Origin of the sequence: Stenotrophomonas sp. FR010 (assembly GCF_047520755.2) — a bacterium.
In the GTDB taxonomy this organism is placed as follows: Bacteria; Pseudomonadota; Gammaproteobacteria; order Xanthomonadales; family Xanthomonadaceae; genus Stenotrophomonas; species Stenotrophomonas sepilia.
In genome coordinates this window covers 44,335-62,577 of the sequence record NZ_JAXBQT020000006.1, presented here as the reverse complement: position 1 = coordinate 62,577, position 18,243 = coordinate 44,335, and the positions used below count along the sequence as shown (strand labels likewise).

18 protein-coding genes and 1 riboswitch are annotated in these 18,243 nt (G+C 68.6%); of the genes, 7 read left to right on the top strand and 11 right to left on the bottom strand.

Annotated features, from left to right (window positions below; translation table 11 throughout):
* Positions 1–129: 129 nt before the first annotated feature.
* Positions 130–1,041 (bottom strand): MBL fold metallo-hydrolase, encoded by a 912-nt coding sequence (locus ACM0PK_RS07265; protein ID WP_414606968.1) that lies wholly within the window; start codon positions 1,039–1,041, stop codon positions 130–132.
* A 65-nt stretch (positions 1,042–1,106) separates the two neighbouring features.
* The gene (locus ACM0PK_RS07260) at positions 1,107–1,745 is read right to left on the bottom strand and encodes an NAD(P)-dependent oxidoreductase (protein WP_180885604.1); all 639 of its coding nucleotides are present in this window, start codon (positions 1,743–1,745) and stop codon (positions 1,107–1,109) included.
* A 108-nt stretch (positions 1,746–1,853) separates the two neighbouring features.
* Between ACM0PK_RS07260 and ACM0PK_RS07255 the strand changes: the two genes are divergently transcribed.
* The 3 genes from ACM0PK_RS07255 to gph all read left to right on the top strand — a co-directional run bounded on the left by ACM0PK_RS07255 (position 1,854) and on the right by gph (position 4,292).
* On the top strand, positions 1,854–2,783 hold the full coding sequence (locus tag ACM0PK_RS07255; protein WP_111129494.1) for a LysR family transcriptional regulator: 930 nt from the start codon (positions 1,854–1,856) through the stop codon (positions 2,781–2,783).
* Positions 2,780–3,571, top strand: coding sequence for a class I SAM-dependent methyltransferase (locus ACM0PK_RS07250; protein ID WP_005415136.1), 792 nt, complete (start codon positions 2,780–2,782; stop codon positions 3,569–3,571). The genes ACM0PK_RS07255 and ACM0PK_RS07250 overlap by 4 nt, the downstream gene beginning before the upstream one ends.
* Before the next feature lie 64 nt (positions 3,572–3,635).
* Entirely contained in the window at positions 3,636–4,292 is a 657-nt protein-coding gene (gene gph, locus ACM0PK_RS07245; protein WP_414606967.1) for a phosphoglycolate phosphatase, read from the top strand.
* Between the two features lie 98 nt (positions 4,293–4,390).
* Here the strand turns inward: gph and btuB are convergent, their stop codons facing one another.
* Positions 4,391–6,241, bottom strand: a complete 1,851-nt coding sequence (gene btuB, locus ACM0PK_RS07240; RefSeq protein WP_414606966.1) for a TonB-dependent vitamin B12 receptor — start codon at positions 6,239–6,241, stop codon at positions 4,391–4,393.
* 115 nt (positions 6,242–6,356) lie between these two features.
* Positions 6,357–6,579: riboswitch (cobalamin riboswitch) on the bottom strand.
* 143 nt (positions 6,580–6,722) lie between these two features.
* On the opposite strand from btuB, the gene ACM0PK_RS07235 reads away from it, so the two are divergent.
* Complete coding sequence (locus ACM0PK_RS07235) at positions 6,723–7,301, top strand: histidine phosphatase family protein (protein WP_005415139.1); 579 nt, start codon at positions 6,723–6,725, stop codon at positions 7,299–7,301.
* 91 nt (positions 7,302–7,392) lie between these two features.
* Here the strand turns inward: ACM0PK_RS07235 and ACM0PK_RS07230 are convergent, their stop codons facing one another.
* Both ACM0PK_RS07230 and msrC read right to left on the bottom strand, forming a co-directional pair.
* Positions 7,393–7,755: a TfoX/Sxy family protein gene (locus ACM0PK_RS07230; RefSeq protein ID WP_005415140.1), complete on the bottom strand. Its 363-nt coding sequence runs from the start codon at positions 7,753–7,755 to the stop codon at positions 7,393–7,395.
* The gene (gene msrC, locus ACM0PK_RS07225; RefSeq protein WP_004140850.1) at positions 7,752–8,234 is read right to left on the bottom strand and encodes a free L-methionine (R)-S-oxide reductase MsrC; all 483 of its coding nucleotides are present in this window, start codon (positions 8,232–8,234) and stop codon (positions 7,752–7,754) included. Before msrC ends, ACM0PK_RS07230 begins: the two co-directional genes overlap by 4 nt.
* A 68-nt stretch (positions 8,235–8,302) precedes the next feature.
* On the opposite strand from msrC, the gene bioD reads away from it, so the two are divergent.
* Complete coding sequence (gene bioD / locus ACM0PK_RS07220; RefSeq protein WP_061478648.1) at positions 8,303–8,986, top strand: dethiobiotin synthase; 684 nt, start codon at positions 8,303–8,305, stop codon at positions 8,984–8,986.
* A gap of 79 nt (positions 8,987–9,065) precedes the next feature.
* Here the strand turns inward: bioD and ACM0PK_RS07215 are convergent, their stop codons facing one another.
* From ACM0PK_RS07215 to msrB, 4 genes are all read right to left on the bottom strand, one after another.
* Positions 9,066–10,517 carry an aminotransferase-like domain-containing protein gene (locus ACM0PK_RS07215; RefSeq protein ID WP_180866778.1) on the bottom strand — a complete coding sequence of 484 codons (1,452 nt, stop codon included), beginning with the start codon at positions 10,515–10,517 and terminating at the stop codon, positions 9,066–9,068.
* A gap of 172 nt (positions 10,518–10,689) precedes the next feature.
* Entirely contained in the window at positions 10,690–11,427 is a 738-nt protein-coding gene (msrA, locus tag ACM0PK_RS07210) for a peptide-methionine (S)-S-oxide reductase MsrA (protein WP_134972457.1), read from the bottom strand.
* 14 nt (positions 11,428–11,441) lie between these two features.
* Entirely contained in the window at positions 11,442–13,211 is a 1,770-nt protein-coding gene (locus ACM0PK_RS07205) for a cytochrome c biogenesis protein DipZ (RefSeq protein ID WP_180885611.1), read from the bottom strand.
* A gap of 2 nt (positions 13,212–13,213) precedes the next feature.
* Positions 13,214–13,786, bottom strand: coding sequence for a peptide-methionine (R)-S-oxide reductase MsrB (gene msrB, locus ACM0PK_RS07200; protein WP_005415145.1), 573 nt, complete (start codon positions 13,784–13,786; stop codon positions 13,214–13,216).
* Between the two features lie 145 nt (positions 13,787–13,931).
* On the opposite strand from msrB, the gene ACM0PK_RS07195 reads away from it, so the two are divergent.
* Both ACM0PK_RS07195 and ACM0PK_RS07190 read left to right on the top strand, forming a co-directional pair.
* Complete coding sequence (locus ACM0PK_RS07195) at positions 13,932–14,651, top strand: response regulator transcription factor (protein WP_005415146.1); 720 nt, start codon at positions 13,932–13,934, stop codon at positions 14,649–14,651.
* The gene (locus ACM0PK_RS07190) at positions 14,648–16,117 is read left to right on the top strand and encodes a sensor histidine kinase (RefSeq protein WP_180885613.1); all 1,470 of its coding nucleotides are present in this window, start codon (positions 14,648–14,650) and stop codon (positions 16,115–16,117) included. The genes ACM0PK_RS07195 and ACM0PK_RS07190 overlap by 4 nt, the downstream gene beginning before the upstream one ends.
* On the opposite strand, the gene ACM0PK_RS07185 is transcribed toward ACM0PK_RS07190, so the two are convergent.
* On the bottom strand, positions 16,114–17,460 hold the full coding sequence (locus ACM0PK_RS07185; protein WP_180866770.1) for an ATP-binding protein: 1,347 nt from the start codon (positions 17,458–17,460) through the stop codon (positions 16,114–16,116). The genes ACM0PK_RS07190 and ACM0PK_RS07185 overlap by 4 nt on opposite strands.
* Positions 17,457–18,146 (bottom strand): winged helix-turn-helix domain-containing protein, encoded by a 690-nt coding sequence (locus tag ACM0PK_RS07180; protein WP_004141029.1) that lies wholly within the window; start codon positions 18,144–18,146, stop codon positions 17,457–17,459. The genes ACM0PK_RS07185 and ACM0PK_RS07180 overlap by 4 nt, the downstream gene beginning before the upstream one ends.
* Between the last annotated feature and the right edge of the window lie 97 nt (positions 18,147–18,243).

The following is an 18,243-nucleotide window of genomic DNA, read 5'->3' as shown; positions in this document are numbered from 1 at the left end:
GTCGAAGGCGGGGTGGGGCAACCGGACCCACCTCGCCATCCCACGGATAGCCAGCTGTTGCTGTTGCTTCGGCTGTTGCCGTTGCATTGGGCAGGTGCAGGGCGCAGCCCTGCAGAAGAACCCCCTACCTCATGGCCACTGCATCTCGCCCTTGGCTACCTTCGCACTCAGCTCCAGCGATGCCACGCCGGCCAGCGTCGGGTAGCGCGCCTGCATCGCCTTCACCAGTGCCGCACTGTCCTTGGCCTTGGCCGCCTCAGCGTCGAACGCGCGGATGTAGTCCGCAGTAAAGCGCAGCGCACTGGCATCCAGTGCGGCACCCGGCGCGTAATGCCCCGGCACCACCACCTTCGGCTTCAGTGCCTGCAACCGGTGCAGGGTCTGCAGCCAGTCAGTGTGCGACTTCGGCGTCTGCGTGTCGGCCATCCACACGTGCTCACCGGCCACCACCGGAATGCCGCCGACGATCGCGCGCAGCGACGGTACCCACAGCACCGTGCGGTCCGGGGTCGGGCCATCCAGGCCGATCAGTGGCAGGCGCTGGCCTTCCAGCTGCAGGGCATCGCCGTCCAGCACCTGCGGCACCACGATGCGTGCCGGCACGTCGGCACCCATCTTCGGTCCCCAGTAGGCCAGCTTGCCGGCCTGGGTCTGCTGGATGTGGGCGACGGTCTGCGCAGTGGCGACGATGCGTGCCTGCGGGAAGGCATCCTGCAGGGTGGCCAGGCCGAAGTAGTAGTCCGGATCGCCGTGGCTGATGTAGATCGTGGTCAGCTGCTTGCCACTGGCGCGGATCCGTTCGACCAGCTTGCGTGCGTCGCTGGCGCCGAACTGCGCGTTGACCAGGATCGCGTCATGGCGGCCTTCGATCAGTACCGAGGATACCGAGAACATCGCCTGCGGGCCGGGATGGAAGGTCTGCAGGTGCAGTTGTGATTTCGTCGCGGCGGCCGGCGCCGCGGTGGCCGGTGCGGCCAGGAGCGGCGCACTGGTGAACGTGGCGGCCAGGGCGAGGGGAAGCAGCAGGGCAGCGGTACGCATGGGGAATTCCTTGTGTCGGATAGGGAGCCGAGCGTGGGCTTGGCCCTACAGGGCTCGCGCGTCGATCAATACGCGGCCGTGATGATCTGCTTCGGGTACTGGTGCGCTTCCAGCTCGGCGACGAACGCGGCGCCGTAGTCGGCATAGCTGATGCGGCTGTGGCCACTGGCGTCGGCCAGGAAGGCCCTGGGCTGCACGCGATACTGGCCACGCTCATCGCCCGGGCCGATTTCGGCGGCCGGCGAGAAGAAGGTCCAGTCCAGGTCGTCCACTGCCTGCAGGCGATTGAAGGCTTCACGATGGGCCAGCGCGTACGGCTTGTAGGCTTCCGGGAAGTTGGGGGTATCGACCAGCTGCACGCCCGGCGCGACTTCCAGGCTGCCAGCGCCACCCACCACCACCAGGCGCGGTACGCCGGCTTTGCGCGCGGCGGCCGCCAGCTGCGCGGCGATCTCGCCCACGCGGCCGATGTCGTCGCCCGGGCGCGGGCCGTAGGCGCTGGCCAGTACGTCGTGGCCCGCGATGGCGGCGACCAGCGCGTCCTGGTCATCCAGCGAGGCGATCACCGGATGGGCGCCGGCCAGTTCGGCCGGGAGGTCCTGCGCGCTGCGCACGATGACGGTGAGTTCGTGGCCGTGGGCCAGCGCGTGGCGGGCGATCTGGCGGCCGATGTTGCCGGTGGAACCAACGAGGGCGATCTTCATGGCAGGACTCCGTGGGGCGATGTGGGCTGGGAATGGGGCCACTCTAGGCTGCTGCAGTCGCTCGAAAAACAGCGTATAACGCGCTTGTTTGTTGCGTGGATCGAGCATATGGACCGATTGACCGCCATGACCGTGTTTGTCGAGGTGGCCGAGCGCGGCAGCCTCACCGCCGCCGCGGAAGTGCTGGACATGTCGCGGGCGATGGTCAGCCGCTACCTGGCCGAGGTCGAGGGCTGGCTGGGTGCACGCCTGCTGCACCGGACCACGCGCCGGGTCAGCCTGACCGGCCCGGGCGAGGCGGCGTTGGCGCGCTTCCGGCAGATGCTGGCGATCGGCGAAGAACTGCAGGGCGAGCTGGCCAGTGATGATCCCGAGCCGCACGGTACGCTGCGCGTGACCGCCAGCGTGTCGTTCGGGCAGAGCCACCTGGCACGGGCGGTGGCCGGTTTTGTCGCGCGCCATCCGGCGGCGCGCATCGAGCTGCTGCTGGTCGACCGCACGGTGAACCTGGTCGAGGAGCGCGTGGACCTGGCCGTGCGCATCGCGCGCCAGATCGACCCCAGCCTGATCGCGCGGCGGCTGGCCACCTGCCGCTCGGTGCTGTGCGCGACGCCGTCGTACCTGCAGGCGCGTGGCACGCCGACCGCGCCGGAGCACCTGGCCGCGCACAACTGCCTGACCCACCACTACGTCGGCAAGAGCCTGTGGCAGCTGCACCGCGATGGCCGTTCGCTGTCGGTGGCGGTGGGCGGCAACATCAGCGCCAACGATGCCTCGCTGCTGCTGGAGGCGGTACGCGCCGGTGCCGGGATCGCCATGCTGCCGACCTACCAGGTGGCGCCACTGCTGCGCAGCGGCGAGCTGATCGAACTGCTGCCCGGATTCAGTCTGGACGAGCTCGGCATTCATGCCGTGTACGCATCACGGCGCCAGCAGCCCGCTATCATGCGGCGATTCCTGGATTACCTGGCCGAGTGTTTCGCCAGCCCGGCCTTCCAGGATCTGGATTGGCGCCCACCGGGCAAGGAGAACACATGAACCATGGACAGGCCTTGATCGACCACAACCGTGCTGCCTGGGACCGCCAGGCCAGCGAAGTGCGCGAATGGTCGCGCCCGGTGGAGAGTTCAACCATTGCCGCCGCGCGCGAAGGCCGCTGGCAGGTGCACCTGACCCCACGCGCGCTGCCACTGGACTGGCTGGGCGACGTGCGCGGCCGTCGCATCCTGTGCCTGGCTTCGGGCGGCGGCCAGCAGGCACCCGTGCTGGCCGCTGCGGGCGCCGACGTCACCGTGTTCGACCTGTCCGATGGGCAGCTGGAACAGGACCGCAGGGTCGCTGCGCGCGACGGCCTGCAGCTGCGCACGGTGCAGGGCGACATGCGCGACCTGCACGTATTCGCCAATGACAGCTTCGACGTGGTGTTCCATCCGATCTCCAACCTGTACGTACCCGACGTGCGCCCGGTGTGGACCGAATGCCGCCGCGTGCTGGCGCGCGATGGCATGTTGATGGCCAGCTTCTACAACCCGGTGCTGTTCGTCGGTGCACGTGATCCGCAGCTGGATGCACAGGGTTTGATCCGGCCGCAGTACGCCATTCCCTATTCGGACCTGGAAGACCTGCCCGCCGCAGAGCGTGAGGCGAAACTCGCCCGCGGCGATGCGCTGACCTTTGGCCACAGCCTGACCGAACTGATCGGCGGTCAGCTGGATGCAGGCTTCGTGATTGATCGGTTCATGGAAGACTGGCAGCCGAAGCCGCGCTTCCTGATCGACCGTTACCTGCCCACCTTTCTGGCCACCCGCGCACGCAGGATCGGCTGAGGCCGATCCCGGGCAAAAAGCGCGGCGTACAATGGACGGCCCCACGTTGTACAGGCGTCGTCCCTTGTCGTATCCCTATCCGCTGGTCGTATTCGATCTCGATGGCACGCTGGTCGACAGCGCATCTGACATCGCCGAAGCGCTGAACCGCACGCTGGAAGCCATCGGCATGGCACGCGTGCCGGAAGCCACCGTGCTCGGCTGGATCGGCGACGGGGTGCGCCGCCTGGTCGAACAGGCCGTGCACGCCGCCGGTCGTGAGGTCGATCTGGCCAAGGTGATGCCGGTGTTCATGGTGCACTACCGTGAATGCCTGCTGCGCAGCCCGCGCCTGTTCGATGGCGTGGCCGAGGCACTGGCGCAGCTGCGCGCGCGCGCCGTGCCACTGGCGATCTGCACCAACAAGCCCGAAGCACTGGTGCCGCCGCTGCTGCAGCACCTGGGCATCGGTGATGCGTTTGCGCTGGTACTGGGCGGCGATTCACTGCCGCAGCGCAAGCCCAGCGGTGAGCCGCTGCGGCATATCGCTGCGCACTTCGGGCTGCCGGTCGATGCCTGCCTGATGGTGGGTGATTCGCTGACCGACTACCGCGCCGCCGAAGATGCGGGCATGCCGATCGCGCTGGTCCGCTACGGCTACCCGCGCGGTCTGGACCTGGCCAGCGCGCATGCGGTGGCGGTGATCGACGACCTGCGTGAACTGCCGGGGTTGCAGGGCTGACGCAGGGGTAGTGCCGGCCGCTGGCCGGCAACCCGGAATGCGTTGCCGAAGGTCATGATGTTGCCGGCCAGCGGCCGGCACTACCATGACCGTCGCGGTCATTTCGGCTGGTAACGCACACTCAACTGGTACTCACGGCCCGGCTGGTTGAACCACGCCACCGTCTCATACCTGCGGTCGAACACGTTGGTGGCACGCGCCAGCAGCGACCACGACGGCGTCAGCGCGTACTCGGCGCGCAGATCCAGCGTGCCGTACCCCCCCACCTTCACCGCGTTGGCGGCATCGTCATAGCGCTTGCCCGCACCCTGAACCGTCAGGCCTGCGCGGAAGTCCCCGAAACGCCGGTCGATGTCCAGGCGCGCGGTCTGCTGTGCACGACGCGGCAGCCAGTTGTCGAACTGCGTGCTGCCGCCGGTGCGGTTGCGTGGGTCGGTGTAGCTCAGCTGGGCGTTGATGTCGAAGCCGGCCAGCAGCACGCCACCGGTCAGTTCGGCACCGCGGATGCGCGCCTTCTCCACCTGCTGCATCCTGAAGGTCGCCGCATCGTAGGTGATCAGATCATCGATGCGGGTTTCATAGACGTCCAGGCCCCAGTGCCAGCCCTGTCCCTGCTGCGAAACGCCCAGGTTGGCGCTCTTGGACTTCTCCGGGTTCAACGTCGGCACACCACTCCACGGGTCGTACAGGTCGCTGAAGGTCGGCGCCTTGAACGCGGTGCCGTAACTGGCATTGACACGCAGGCCGTGGCCGAGCTCCATCGCCCAGCCGAGGCTGCCCGTGGCGTGGTTGCCGAACTGCTGGTTGTCGTCGTTGCGCGCGCTGGCCTGCAACTGGTGGCGGCCGAAGCGCCCCTGGTACTGCACGAACACGCCGGTGTTGCGGCGGCTGTCGACCCGATATCCGGCACTGCTGCCATCGAGGTTGTCTTCGCTCCAGTCCACGCCGGTGCTCAGCAGCTGGCCTTCGGCCAAGGCGAAGTCACCCTGCAGCGAGGCGCTGTCGCGGTGGGTCTGAGCGCTGCCACGGGCACCGAAGTCACCAAAGTTGTCCGACTCGTTGTCACTGCGCCCGACATTGGCGGTGAACGCCAGGCGTTCGGACGGGGTGTAGCGCACCTTGCCGGCCAGCACCTGCTGGCGGGTTTCCGAATAGTTGTAGTAGCCGTCGTAATGGTTCTTTCCGTCGGCACGCAATGCACTGCCTTCCACGTTCCATTGGTCGTTGAAGGTGTAGCCACCGCGCAGGCTCTTGGACAGGTTGCGGTAGCCATCGCGGTCATGTTCGTCGGCAAAGCAGCCGGTGAACAGCGTTGCCGAGCCGCGGCAGGCATCGATGCCATCGGAATGCTGGTAGGCGATGTCGGCGCCGAACCAGCCGCGTTCGGTCCCGCCGCCGATCCCGCCGCTGACTTCGCGCAGGCCGTTGCTGCCGCCACCGAGCTGGAAGTGCGGGGCGAAATCACTCTGGTTGCGGCGGGTGAAGATCTGGATCACGCCGCCAATGGCATCGGCGCCGTACAGGCTCGACTGCGGGCCACGCACGATTTCCACGCGCTCGATCTGCGCCAGCGGCAGGTCCTGGTACATCGCCAGGCCGAGGTCGGCACTGTTGATGCGCACGCCGTCGACCAGCACCACGGTGTGGCCCGAGTTGGTGCCGCGCAGGAACAGCGAGCTCTGCTTGCCGAGCCCACCGGCATTGGTCAGGTTGATGCCGGCGCGGCCGCGCAGCAGTTCCTGCAGCGAGGTGGCCTGGCTGGATTCGATCTGCGCGCGGTCGATCACCTGGGCCGGCGCGATGCTGTCCTGCAGGGCGATCGGGGTGCGCGTGGCGGTGACCAGGATCTGGTCGAGCGCGGTGGTGTCATCGGCGGCCTGTGCCAGCGCGGGCAGGGCGGCCAGTACGGCCAGTACGGCCAGGGACAGCATTCGGGACTGCAGCTTCATGGGGGACTCCAGGTGCCACGCACGCCCGCGTGGCGAAGGGGAGGAGCCGCGAAGGCAGGCACGCGCCGATGCCGCAGCGCACGCCACGGTCATCCAGCGCCATGCCCACCGCATCGCGACCTGAGGCTTCCGGGCCGGTCTCCGGGCTTGCCGCCGGGTGGCGCGAGGCCACCGTCCAGGCGCCTTCCCATGCCTGCGGCACAGTGGCGGTGTTGCCTGGAACTGACGTGCTTACCGTTGCGGGGGCAGCGCCGGCCTGGCGTGGAATCACGCGTCACCGGCTTCCCGTTTCAACCTGCCGGCCACGGCCGCAGGTCACCTGGAAGTGCGCGCAGTCTACGGCATCGCAGGCCGTCCCGTTGCGTCGCGCCTGCGCGGCTGCCTTTGCTGTGCCTTTAGAATGGTTGCTCGATCCCGTGGTGCCGTTACCGATGTCTGCCCGTTCTCCGTTGTACCTGCGCCGCCCGTCCGGGACGCACGCATGATCCTCGACCTGGTCCGCCACGCCGGCAACGGTCGCGATGAGTTCCTTGATGGCCGCAGCGATCCACCGCAGCTGGCCGGCCTGCCGCAGGAGCTGGTCGAGGCCTATGCCGAGCAACGCTGGGAGCGGGTGATCAGTTCACCGCGGTTGCGCGCGCTGCACACGGCGATGGCGCTGGCCACCCCACGCGGGCTGGACGTCGAAGCGGACGAGGAATGGGAAGAGCTGGATTTCGGCGATTGGGACGGGCAGTCGCTGTTCGACCTGCCGGAAGATGCGCTGGCCGCCTTCCACGCCGATCCGCATGCGTTCCCGCCGCCGAACGGCGAGAGCTGGGGGCATTTCGAGCGGCGTATCGCGCGCGCGCTGGATCGCCTGCTCGATGATGATGATCCGGTGCCGACGCTGGTGGTCAGCCATGGTGGCCCGCTGCGCATGGTGTTGTCGCAGGTCTGCGGCCTGCCGATGTCGCTGTGCTGGGCCCTGCGCATCGACCACGGCACGCGCCTGCGGGTGTGGCTGGAGCGGGGCGAGGTCGGGCTGGTGGGCGAGCTGCTGGAACTGCAGCAGCCGTAGTCCATCGGTAGTGCCGGCCGCTGGCCGGCAGCCTCAGGAACGTTGCAAGGATCACGCAGTTGCCGGCCAGCGGCCGGCACTACCGGTGCAGTCAATCCTCGTCCGCGCGCTCGGCCACGTTGTCCTCGGCCTCATCGTCGGCATCGAAGCGCTGCTCATGCACCGGGCCCGACGCCGGGCCGGCCGCCTTCAGCGGATGCGCGGCGATGCGCGCCTCATAGTCCTGCACCAGCGCTTCACGCTGCGGCTCGCTCAGCTCCTGCCAGTGGCAGTCCAGCAATGCGCCTTCCAGCGAGTACAGCAGGTTCAGGCTGGGCTTGAAGCCGGCCCGCTTGACCTTGACGAAGGCGCCGACTGCGCCGATCGCCACCAGGTCCTCGCGGCTGCGCAGCCCGACCTGGCGCAGCCACGCTGCACTTTTCGGGCCGATGTTGCGCAGCTTCGGTGCGCTCATCCCAGTGCCTCGACGAACACGCGGGCGATGGCTTCCAGGCCGGCCTGATCGTCGGCGTCGAAGCGGCCGACCTTCGGGCTGTCGATATCGAATACGCCGATCAGTTCATCGCCGCGCAGCAGCGGCACCACCAGCTCCGAACGCGAGGCCGAATCGCAGGCGATGTGGCCGGGGAAGGCATCGACGTCGTCCACGCGCTGGGTTACGCGCTGGCTGGCGGCGGCACCGCACACACCCTTGTCCAGCGGGATGCGCACGCAGGCCGGCAGGCCCTGGAACGGGCCGACCACCAGTTCCTTGCCGTCATACAGGTAGAAGCCCACCCAGTTCAGGTCGGGCAGGGCGTGATAGACCAGTGCGGAGAGGTTGGCCGCGTTGGCGATGCGGTCGGACTCGGCGTAGACCAGGCCACGGGCCTGTTCCAGCAGCTGGGCGTATTGTTCCGGCTTGCTGCCGGTGAGCGAGGCATTGGCGAACATGCCCGCAGTCTAGCAAGTGCACCGGGCCGGCGATAATGCACACACTGTTGCCCTGTTGGAGCCCATCGATGCCGTTGCCCGCTACGCTGCCGCCCGCCCTGTTCGTTACCGGCACCGATACCGAAATCGGCAAGACCGCGGCCAGCACCGCGCTGCTGCATGCACTGCGCCAGCGTGGCCTGCGTGCAGTGGGCATGAAGCCGGTGGCCAGCGGCAGCGAGGATCTGGGGCAGGGCCTGCGCAACGAGGACGCGCTGGCGCTGCAGGCGGCCAGCTGGCCGGTGCCGGACTATGCCGATCTGAATCCCTATGCGCTGCGGCAGCCACTGGCACCGGAGCTGGCCGCTGCCGAGGACGGCGTGCAGGTGGAGCTGGCGCCGATCGTGGCCGCGTTCGAACGCCTGCGCGCGAAGGCCGATATCGTCGTGGTGGAGGGCGTGGGCGGTTGGCTGGCGCCGGTCTCGGCCACGCTGGACCAGCTCGACCTGGTGCGTGCGCTGCAGCTGCCGGTGCTGCTGGTGGTGGGCATGCGGCTGGGCTGCGTCAACCACGCGCGGTTGACCGCGCAATCGCTGCAGGCCAGCGGCGTGGACTGCCTGGGCTGGATCGGCAACCACATCGACCCGGCAATGCAGCGCCAGGACGAGAACATCGCCACGCTGCAGCAGCGCCTGCCGATGCCGTGCTGGGGACGGCTGCCGCATCTGCCGGGGGCGGATGGTCAGATCCTGAGTACGCACCTGCTCGACTGACCTGCTTCCTGTAGAGCCGAGCCCATGCTCGGCTCAGCGGGGGACCGTCAGCGAAGGGCAGCCGAGCGTGGGCTCGGCTCTACAGGAGCTGGCGCACTGCCAGCTCCCGCGCGATCGCACCCAGCCGTTCCACCGCACCGATGAAGCGTGCATCCAGGCTCTGGCAGCACGACAGCCGCAGGCAGTGGCGATAGCGCGCGCCACGCGAATAGACCTGGCCGGGCATGAACACGATGTCCTCCTGCAACGCTCGCTCGAACAGCTCGCGCGTGTCCACGCCCGGCAGTTCCAGCCACAGCAGGAATCCGCCCTGTGGTTCGGTGGCGCGGGTGCCTGCCGGGAAATGCTCGGCTACCAGCTGGCGCAGCCGTCCCACCTGTTCGCGGTACAGGCGGCGCATGCGATGCAGATGGTGCTCGTAGCTGCCTGCTTCCAGATAAGCGGCCACCGCATCGCCGAGCAGCTGCGGCTCACCGCCGGTGGACTGGAACTTCAGCAGCGCGATGCGCTCTGCGAAGCGGCCGCCATCCAGCCAGCCGATGCGGTAATCCGGCGCCAGTGTCTTTGAGAAGCCACCGACCACCATCACCCAGCCATCGCGATCGAAGGCTTTCAGCAAGGGTGCCGGCGGCTCGCAGAACTGCAGCTCGGCGTACACCGCATCCTCGATCAGGGGCAGCTGCCGTGCGTTGACCAGCTCGGCCAAGCGTTGTTTGGCGGCGGTCGGCATGGTGCAGCCGAGCGGGTTGTGCACGGTCGGCATCACCACCAGTGCGGCCAGCGGCGTGTGCTCCAGCAGCGCATCCAGTGCATCCACATCCAGCCCGTGCTGCGGGTGGGTGGGCAACTCGATGGCCTGCAGGCCGAGGTTGGCCAGCAACGGATACAGGTTGAAGTAGGACGGCGCCTCGATGCCCACTGCGTCACCGGGCTGGGTGACCGCGCGCAACGCCAGCTGCAGGGCCTCCATCGCACCATGGGTCAGCAGGAGTCGCTCGGCGTGGGTGTGCAGACCCATGCGCGGACTGCGGCGCACGATCTGCGCCAGCAGCCGGGGGGAGCCGTTGGGTCTCGCATAGGTCTCCACCGTCTGCTGGCCGTGGCGCAGCACCTGCGCGGTATGCCGGGCCAGCTGCGCGCCGGGATAGAACTGGCGACCACGTGGGCCGGCGAAGGCCAGGTCGACCACACCCGGGCGGCGCTGTGCTTCCAGTACCCGGGCCATCAGCACCTGCTGCAGCGGCGCGGTGGGCGCGGACGGGGTGTCGCGCAGCGAACGCTCCGGCACCGACAGCCGCGGCGCGACTTCGAAGCCCGCCTTCGGCCGCGGAATCACCAGCCCGGCATCTTCCAGCTGGCGATATGCCGCGATCACCGTGTTGAGGCTGAGCCTGCGCTGCGACGCCATCTGCCGCAGCGAAGGCAGGCGACTGCCGACCGGAAGGCGACCGCCGTGGATGGCCTCGGCCAGTTCGTCGGAGAGCCGCTGGTAGCGTGGAGGGATCATCGTGACCTGGTCATCTGTATCCATCGAACATCCCACCATCTGGTGCTGTACCCATGATGATGGCGAGCCTAGCATGTCGTCGTCGGCCGGGCCTGATCGGGGCGTGGCCGGCGCATTCCAAGCGCACGGCGGGATCGCCGTGCGTCTTTTTGGGGTGTGTAGAGCCGAGCACCGATCAGCCCCAGGGGAAATGCCGTCAGCGCATCGGCACCAGCACCGCCTCGCGCCGGTACAGCGCCGGGAACTGCCTGGCCAGGGCCACCAGCTTCGGTGCGTCGTAGTAGCGGATGTAGGCGGCCTGCGGGTAGTTGGTCATGTAGTTCTGGTGGTAGCTCTCGGCCGGGTAGAAGCGCTGGCCGCTGACCAGCTGGGTTACGATCGGTGCGCGGTAGCTGCCGGCCTGGCCGAGCTGGGCGATGTAGGCGCGGCTGGCCGCCTGCTGGCGGGCGTCGTCACTGAAGATCGCCGAGCGATACTGGCTGCCGTGGTCCGGACCCTGGCGGTTGAGCTGGGTCGGGTCGTGCGCGACCGAGAAGAACACCTGCATCAGCTGTCCATAGCTGACCTGGCGCGGGTCGTAGTCAATCTTTACGGCTTCGGCATGGCCGGTCTGGCCACCGCTGACGCGCTCATAGCGCGCATTGGCTGCACTGCCACCGATATAGCCGGATACCGCATTGCTCACGCCCTTGACGTGCTGGAACACGCCCTGCACGCCCCAGAAGCAACCGCCGGCAAACACCACGCTGGCGTGGGTGGCGTCATCGCGGAACGCCGCATCGCCGGTGGGGGCCGGCAGTGCCTGGATCTGCGCGCTGGCTTCGACCGGCGCCGCAGCCGCGCCGTGATCGACCAGCAGCACCCCGGCAATCAATGCCATGGCCACCAGGCCGGCAACACCGGCGGCGATGCCCTGTTCAAAGGAGAGTTTCATCATCTGCTCCCGGTTCAACCGAAGGTGAAGGCATAGGCCTGCACGCCCGCATCGAGGAATTCGATCTCGAAGCGATGCGGGCCGACTGTGCCGCGCTGGCGTACCAGCTGGTACAGGCGATGCTCGTCGACCACGCCACTGCCATCGGCGCCGACATCACTACCGGCATCGGCAGCGGGCAGCGCCTTGCCATCCAGCCAGACGCGGAAGCGCACCGGCGTGCCGTCGCGGCTGGGCGCCAGCACCAGGTGCAGGTCACGCGCATGGAACTGGAAGGCAATGCGGCCACCGGCCTGCTGCAGCTGTGCGGCTTCATCGGTGACGGTCCAGCGCCCCGACAGTCCCCACTGGTTCAACGCCAGGGTGGTCGGCAGCGTGTAGTCGAACGCGCTGTTGCTGCGCTGTCCGCCGGGCGAGGCGAACTGCTCGGCGCGGGCGTGGCCCAGATAGGTTTCCGGCGAGCGCAGGTTGCCCATGTCGGCCTGCACGGCCACGCCTTTCAGGTCGGCGGCAGCAGGATCGGCAGGCGGCGGCAGGTTGGCCTGCCCGGCTTCGGTCAGCAGGCGACGGATCATCTGTTCCGAACGCGCGTAGTTGCCTTCGCCGAACTGGTGGCCGCGGATGTTGCCCTGCGCATCAACGAAGTACTGCGCCGGCCAGTAGCGGTTGTTGAATGCGCGCCAGATCGTGTACTGGTTGTCGAGCGCCACCGGGTACTCGACCTTCAGCTGCTGCACCGCCTTCATGACGTTGCGCGGGTCACGCTCGAAGGCGAACTCCGGCGTGTGCACGCCGATCACCACCAGGCCGTGGTCGCGGTAGCGGCGCTCCCATTCGTGCACGAACGGCATCGCACGCAGGCAGTTGATGCAGGAGTAGGTCCAGAAGTCGACCAGTACCACCTTGCCGCGCAGCTGCTGGGCCGTCAGCGGTGGGCTGTTGAGCCAGCCGGTGGCCCCGTCCAGCGCGGGCAGGGTGCCCTCGACCGGCAGCGGTGCATCGCCAGCGGCGTTGGCACCGGCCATCATCATCATCGGTGGTGCCGCCGGCTGCGCGCCGGGTACCGCGTCCAGCAGGCCCTGCTCGATACGCGCGGTGCTGACCGTGGATAGACGGGTCAGCAGGCCGGTATCCCAGCCCAGGCCGATTGCCACCACCGCCAGCAAGGCGGCCACGCCCAGCACCTTGCGCAGCACATCGCCGAGGCCAAGCCGCGCCTGCAGCGCACGGAACACGCGGCCACCCACCCATACCGCCAGCGCCAGCGCAGTGATCGCGCCCAGCGCATACGCCAGCAGCAGCCCACTGGTGCCAGCGCTGGCACCATGCAGGGCGGCACCGGTCAGCACCAGGCCGAGGATCGGACCTGCACACGGTGCCCACAGCAGGCCGGTGGCGATGCCGATCAGCAGCGAGGTCCACGCGCCGCCGCGCCCAGCGGCATCCGCGGCATCGGCGCGCGCGCTCAGACGGGCACCCACGCGCTGGAACGGCGCCAGCAGATGGTCGGCCAGTCGTGGCCACAGCAGGGCGACCGCGAACAGCGCCATCAGCAGCAGGGCGATCCAGCGCCCGACCTGGTTGGCCTGTGCCACCCATTGGCTGCCCACCGCGGCCAGGCTGGCGACCACGGTGAAGGTGAGCGCCATGCCCAGCAGCAATGGCAGCGTGCTGCGCAGGAACGGACGGTCGGCACGCGCGAACACGAACGGCAGCACCGGCAGGATGCAGGGGCTGAGCAGGGTCAGCGCGCCCCCCAGGTAGGCAAGCAGCAACAGCAGCATCGTCAGGCTCCGGAAACAGGGGAAGAACCGACCGGCACCCGCCAGCCGTCGGCAGTGCCATCCGTGGCGCCGGGAACGAACACCATCGCCGCACCGTTCATGCAGTAGCGCAGCCCGGTCGGGCGTGGGCCATCGTTGAACACATGGCCGAGGTGGCCGCCACAGCGACGGCAGTGCACCTCCACCCGCAGCATCCCGAAGGTGACGTCGCGGTCTTCGCCGATGGCGTTGTGCAGCGGCGCCCAGAAGCTGGGCCAGCCGGTGCCGCTCTCGAACTTGGTGGACGAGGAAAACAGCGGCAGCGCACAGCCGGCACACGCGAAGGTGCCCTGGCGGTGTTCCTTGTTGAGCGGGCTGCTCCACGGCCGTTCGGTGGCCTGCTGGCGCAGCACCGCGTACTGCGCCGGGGTCAGGCGCTGGCGCCAGTCGGCATCGCTGTGCATGACCTCGAACTGTCGCGACGGGCGCGCTTCGGCGGCGGCGGGGGCGGCGCGGCTGCAGGCCCCCAGGCCGAGCAGGCCGGCGGCGGTGGCAACACCGCCCAGGCCCAGCAGATGGCGGCGGGACAAGGACATGGCGGACTCCGGGAAGGGGGTGACGGGGCCATGCTGCGCCCGCCCGGATCAACGAATCCTCACGCAGGATTCAATTTTTCGTGAGGTATCGGCGGCCGTCCCGCGCCACAATGCAACCCGCCTCCCCACTGGCCTTGAGCTGACGATGTCGACCAAACGCGTGCTGATTGTTGAAGACGATGCCCACATCGCCGACCTGCTGCGCATGCACCTGGGCGATGAGGGCTACGACGTCGCCCATGCTGCCAGCGGCGATGCCGGCCTGCGCCTGCTCGAGCAGGAAGGTCCCTGGGACGCGCTGGTGCTGGACGTGATGCTGCCCGGCGTGGACGGGCTGCAGGTGTGCCAGCGCGCACGCGCGATGGCGCGGTATGTGCCGATCATCATCATCAGTGCGCGCGGCAGCGAAACCCAGCGCATCGTCGGCCTGGAACTGGGCGCGGACGATTACCTGGCAAAACCCTTCTCGATGCCGGAACTGGTGGCACGCGTGCGCGCGCTGCTGCGCCGCGCCGAGGCGATGGCGCAGAGCGCACGCATCGATGCCGGCGCGATCGAGCTGGGGGGACTGCAGCTGGACCCGGTCGCGCGCACCGCCTCGGTGGATGGCAATCCATTGGAGCTGACCCCGCGCGAGTTCGACCTGCTGTTGTTCTTTGCCCGTCACCCGGACCAGGTGTTCGCGCGCATGGAACTGCTCAACCAGGTCTGGGGCTACCAGCACGACGGCTACGAGCATACGGTCAACACCCATATCAACCGCCTGCGCAGCAAGATCGAGCCCGATCCGGCCAATCCGCGGCGGCTGCTGACGGTATGGGGCCGTGGCTACAAGCTGGTCGACCCGGCCGGAGCGGCGGCATGATCAAGCCGAACCTGTGGCAGAAGCTGGCAGTGGTGACCGCTGCGCTGATGCTGACGTGCTGCATGGCGCTGCTTGCACTGCAGATGCGTGCCAATACCCGCCACGAGCAGGAGGTGGTACAGCGGTTGTCGTTGGGCCTGGCCGAGCACATCGCCCAGCGCAGCGAGCTGATGGATACCAGCGGCATGCGTGATGCGGCGGTGCGGGCGCTGTTCGGCCAGCTGATGGCGGTCAACCCCAGCGTCGAGGTCTACCTGCTGGATGACCAGGGCCGCATCCTCGGCCACGATGCACCCAGTGGGCACCTGGTGCGAAACCGGGTGGACGTGGCGCCGCTGCGCCGCCTGCTGGCCGGTGCGCCGTTGCCGATCCTCGGCGATGACCCGCGCAGCGCGAATGGCCGCAAGGTGTTCAGCGCGGCACCTCTGATCGTGCAGGGCCGGCCGGCGGGCTACGTGTACGTGGTGCTGGTCGGCGAGCACCGGCAGATGCTGGCCGACGATCTTGCCGCCGGCAGCCAGTGGAACACCACGCTGTGGTCGGTGGTGCTGGTCGGTGGCCTCGGCCTGCTGGCCGGGCTGGTGGCGTTCTACTGGGTGACCCGTCCGCTGCGGCGGCTGACCCGGCGCATCCAGGCCTTCGACATCGACGCACCCACGCCGTTGCCACCGCCGGAGCCGCTGCGCCCCGGTGAGCGCGACGAGCTGGTGATCCTCGAACACGCGCACGCGCAGATGGCGCAGCGGCTGGGCGAGCAGTGGCAGCAGCTGCGCCAGCAGGACCTGCAGCGCCGCGAACTGGTCGCCAACATCTCGCACGACCTGCGCACGCCGCTGTCGTCGCTGCATGGCTACCTGGAAACGCTGGCGTTGAAGGACGCCACGCTGTCGCCGGATGAGCGCCGCCGCTATCTCGGCATCGCGCTGGCACAGAGCGCCAAGGTCGGCCGGCTGGCGCGCGCGCTGTTCGAGCTGGCGCGGCTGGAACATGGCGAAGTGCGGTTGGAGTGGGAGGTGTTCGCACTACCGGAGCTGCTGCAGGACGTGCTGCAGAAGTTCGAACTGGCGGCACAGGCGCGCGGCCAGCAGCTGCACGCGGCGTTCCCCCCCGGCCTGCCGCTGGTGCGCGCCGACCTGGGCCTGGTCGAACGGGTGTTGACCAACCTGCTCGACAACGCGCTGCGCCATGCACCTGACGGTGGACAGATCGAAGTGCGCCTGCGTGCGACTCCCGACAGCGTGGAGGTCAGCGTGGCCGATGACGGCCCAGGGGTCGCGCCGGCGTTGCGCACCCAGCTGTTCCAGGCACCGGCCGCGCTGGGCGCGCGGCGCGGCGAGAACGGCGGATTGGGGCTGTTGATCGTGCAGCGCATCGTGCAGCTGCACGGCCGCCGCATCGAACTGCGCGACAGCGAGCGTGGCGCGCTGTTCGTGTTCGCCTTGCCGCGTGCGGAACCGGCGGCCTAGCAGGCCGCTTCGCATTCGACGATGCCGCCGTTTTCCAGCGGCAGGCGCAGGCGGATGCAGGCACCGCCCAGCGCCGAATCGGTCACTTCGACGTGGCCGCCATGCTTGTCGGCCACCACCTGCACCAGCGCCAGGCCGAGGCCGAAGCCGGGACTGCCCGGGTCCAGCCGGACATAGGGCTGCAGCACCTGGCCGCGTAGTTCGGGTGCGATGCCGGGGCCGTCGTCCTCCACCTGCAGGCATAGCCAGCCGTCATTGACGGTGCTGGCAATACGGATCTGCCGGCGCGCGTAACGCAGTGCATTGCCGAGCAGGTTGCGCAGTGCCAGCTCCAGCATGTGCCGGTTGACGTTGACCAGGCCCACCGGCGACAGCGCCTGCTGCACCGGCATCGGCAGCGGCGCGAACTGAGCGACCACGCCACGCACCAGCGCCGCTAGCTGCAGGCGCTGGCGGGTCGGCTGATGGCAGCGGCCCAGTGCGGCGTACTCGACGCCGGCATCGGTCAGGTGCTGCAGCCGATCCACATCGGTGCGCAATCCGCCCAGTGCATCGCGCTGCCCATCATCCAGCGCGGTGTCCTCCAGGTCGGCCAGGCCGAAACGCATCCGCGCCAACGGCGTGCGCACTTCGTGCGCCACCGCCTGCGCCAGCACACGCTGGCTTTCCAGCAGCTGCTGCAGCTGCTCGGCCATGTGGTTGAAGGCATTGGCCAGTGGCCGCACCAGCGCGGTGCCCGCACGCGGCGCTCGCGTGTCCAACTGGCCATCGCGCATCTGCCTGGCCGCCTGTGCCAGCTGCGAGACGTCGCGCCACAACCGATAGACCATCACGTACATCGGAAGTGCCACCGCCACCATCAGGATCAGCAGCAGGATCGCCACGCCGGACACTTCGCTGTCCTGCCAGCCCTCGTCCGGCAGCGCTTCGTCCAGCGGCCCCAGCATCACCGCGTAGTCGCTGTCACCAATGCGCTGCAGGCTGCGCATGTGCTCCAGGTCGATCTGCACGCGGCCGTTGTTGAACGGCGGACGTTGGCTGGCCGGCAACGCCCTCACTGCCTCAGCCAGCGGCACCATGCGCAGCGCGTAGGCGAAATCGGCGTCGAGTTCGCGTGCCAGCACCGGCCACTGGTCGCGCGGGGTTTCGGCGAAACGGTGCTGCAGCAGCGCATGGGTGCCACGCATCTCGGCCTGCAGACCAGCTTCCGTGCGGTCTTCCAGCAGGGCATCCCAGGCCCACAGGCCCAGCACGATCAACAACAGGTGGGCGACCAGGAAGCCGACGCCGTAGCGCAGGAAGTGGAAGGCGTGGCCGCGCATCGCCGAGGGCGTGCGCTTCATCCCCATGCCGAGCGGCTGAACAGGTAGCCGCGGCCACGGACGGTCTTGATCCGTTCCGGCTGCTCGGGGTTGTCGCCCAGTTTGCGGCGCAGGCGCGAGATGCGGGCATCGATCGAACGGTCCAGGCCGTCGAAGGCGATGCCACGCAGGCCGCGCAGCAGCGCGTCGCGGTCCAGGATCTGGCCGGCGTTGCTGGCCAGCAGGAACAGCAGGTCGAACTCGGCCGTGGTCAGCTCCAGCAGGCTGCCCTGCAGGTGCACGTTGCGTGTGGACGGGTCGATGTTCAGCTCGCCGAAGCGCAGGCTGCCGTCACGCGGTTCGACCCGGCGGTGGCGGCGCAGGTGGGCGCGCAGCCGCGCCAGCAGCACCCGCGGTTCGATCGGTTTGCCGATGTAGTCGTCGGCCCCCAGCTCCAGTCCCAGCACCTGGTCAATGTTGTCAGTGCGGGCGGTCAGCACGCAGATGATGCCGTCATAGTGAGGGCGGATCTGCCGACACACTTCGAAACCATCCTGGTCGGGCAGGCCGACATCGAGCAGCACCAGCGCCGGCTTTTCGGCCAGGATCCGGGCCACTGCCCGCTCGCCGCTGCGTTCATGGGCGACCTGGTAGCCATGCCGCTGCAGGTAGTCACTGACCATCGTTCCCAGGCGGGCATCGTCTTCGACCAGTACGATATCCAGCATTTCCAAGGCCTCCGTAGGCGCAGACGTACCGCCACGGCACGAGCGCGGCGATGCTATCCCAGCCATCGGGCCGCCCGGGTGCCGGGGCGGGCGCCAT

Excerpts from the sequence above, each read along its gene's own strand:
- msrC (WP_004140850.1), bottom strand. The coding sequence starts at position 8,234 with ATGTTCGCCAATGCCTCGCTCACCGGCAGCAAGCCGGAACAATACGCC.
- ACM0PK_RS07205 (WP_180885611.1), bottom strand. The coding sequence starts at position 13,211 with ATGCTGCTGTTGCTGCTTGCCTACCTGGGGGGCGCGCTGACCCTGCTC.
- ACM0PK_RS07265 (WP_414606968.1), bottom strand. The coding sequence starts at position 1,041 with ATGCGTACCGCTGCCCTGCTGCTTCCCCTCGCCCTGGCCGCCACGTTC.
- ACM0PK_RS07190 (WP_180885613.1), top strand. The coding sequence starts at position 14,648 with ATGATCAAGCCGAACCTGTGGCAGAAGCTGGCAGTGGTGACCGCTGCG.
- ACM0PK_RS07180 (WP_004141029.1), bottom strand. The coding sequence starts at position 18,146 with ATGCTGGATATCGTACTGGTCGAAGACGATGCCCGCCTGGGAACGATG.
- msrA (WP_134972457.1), bottom strand. The coding sequence starts at position 11,427 with ATGAAACTCTCCTTTGAACAGGGCATCGCCGCCGGTGTTGCCGGCCTG.
- bioD (WP_061478648.1), top strand. The coding sequence starts at position 8,303 with ATGCCGTTGCCCGCTACGCTGCCGCCCGCCCTGTTCGTTACCGGCACC.
- ACM0PK_RS07255 (WP_111129494.1), top strand. The coding sequence starts at position 1,854 with ATGGACCGATTGACCGCCATGACCGTGTTTGTCGAGGTGGCCGAGCGC.
- ACM0PK_RS07250 (WP_005415136.1), top strand. The coding sequence starts at position 2,780 with ATGAACCATGGACAGGCCTTGATCGACCACAACCGTGCTGCCTGGGAC.
- ACM0PK_RS07260 (WP_180885604.1), bottom strand. The coding sequence starts at position 1,745 with ATGAAGATCGCCCTCGTTGGTTCCACCGGCAACATCGGCCGCCAGATC.
- msrB (WP_005415145.1), bottom strand. The coding sequence starts at position 13,786 with ATGTCCTTGTCCCGCCGCCATCTGCTGGGCCTGGGCGGTGTTGCCACC.
- ACM0PK_RS07235 (WP_005415139.1), top strand. The coding sequence starts at position 6,723 with ATGATCCTCGACCTGGTCCGCCACGCCGGCAACGGTCGCGATGAGTTC.
- btuB (WP_414606966.1), bottom strand. The coding sequence starts at position 6,241 with ATGAAGCTGCAGTCCCGAATGCTGTCCCTGGCCGTACTGGCCGTACTG.
- ACM0PK_RS07230 (WP_005415140.1), bottom strand. The coding sequence starts at position 7,755 with ATGAGCGCACCGAAGCTGCGCAACATCGGCCCGAAAAGTGCAGCGTGG.
- ACM0PK_RS07195 (WP_005415146.1), top strand. The coding sequence starts at position 13,932 with ATGTCGACCAAACGCGTGCTGATTGTTGAAGACGATGCCCACATCGCC.
- ACM0PK_RS07215 (WP_180866778.1), bottom strand. The coding sequence starts at position 10,517 with ATGGATACAGATGACCAGGTCACGATGATCCCTCCACGCTACCAGCGG.
- ACM0PK_RS07185 (WP_180866770.1), bottom strand. The coding sequence starts at position 17,460 with ATGAAGCGCACGCCCTCGGCGATGCGCGGCCACGCCTTCCACTTCCTG.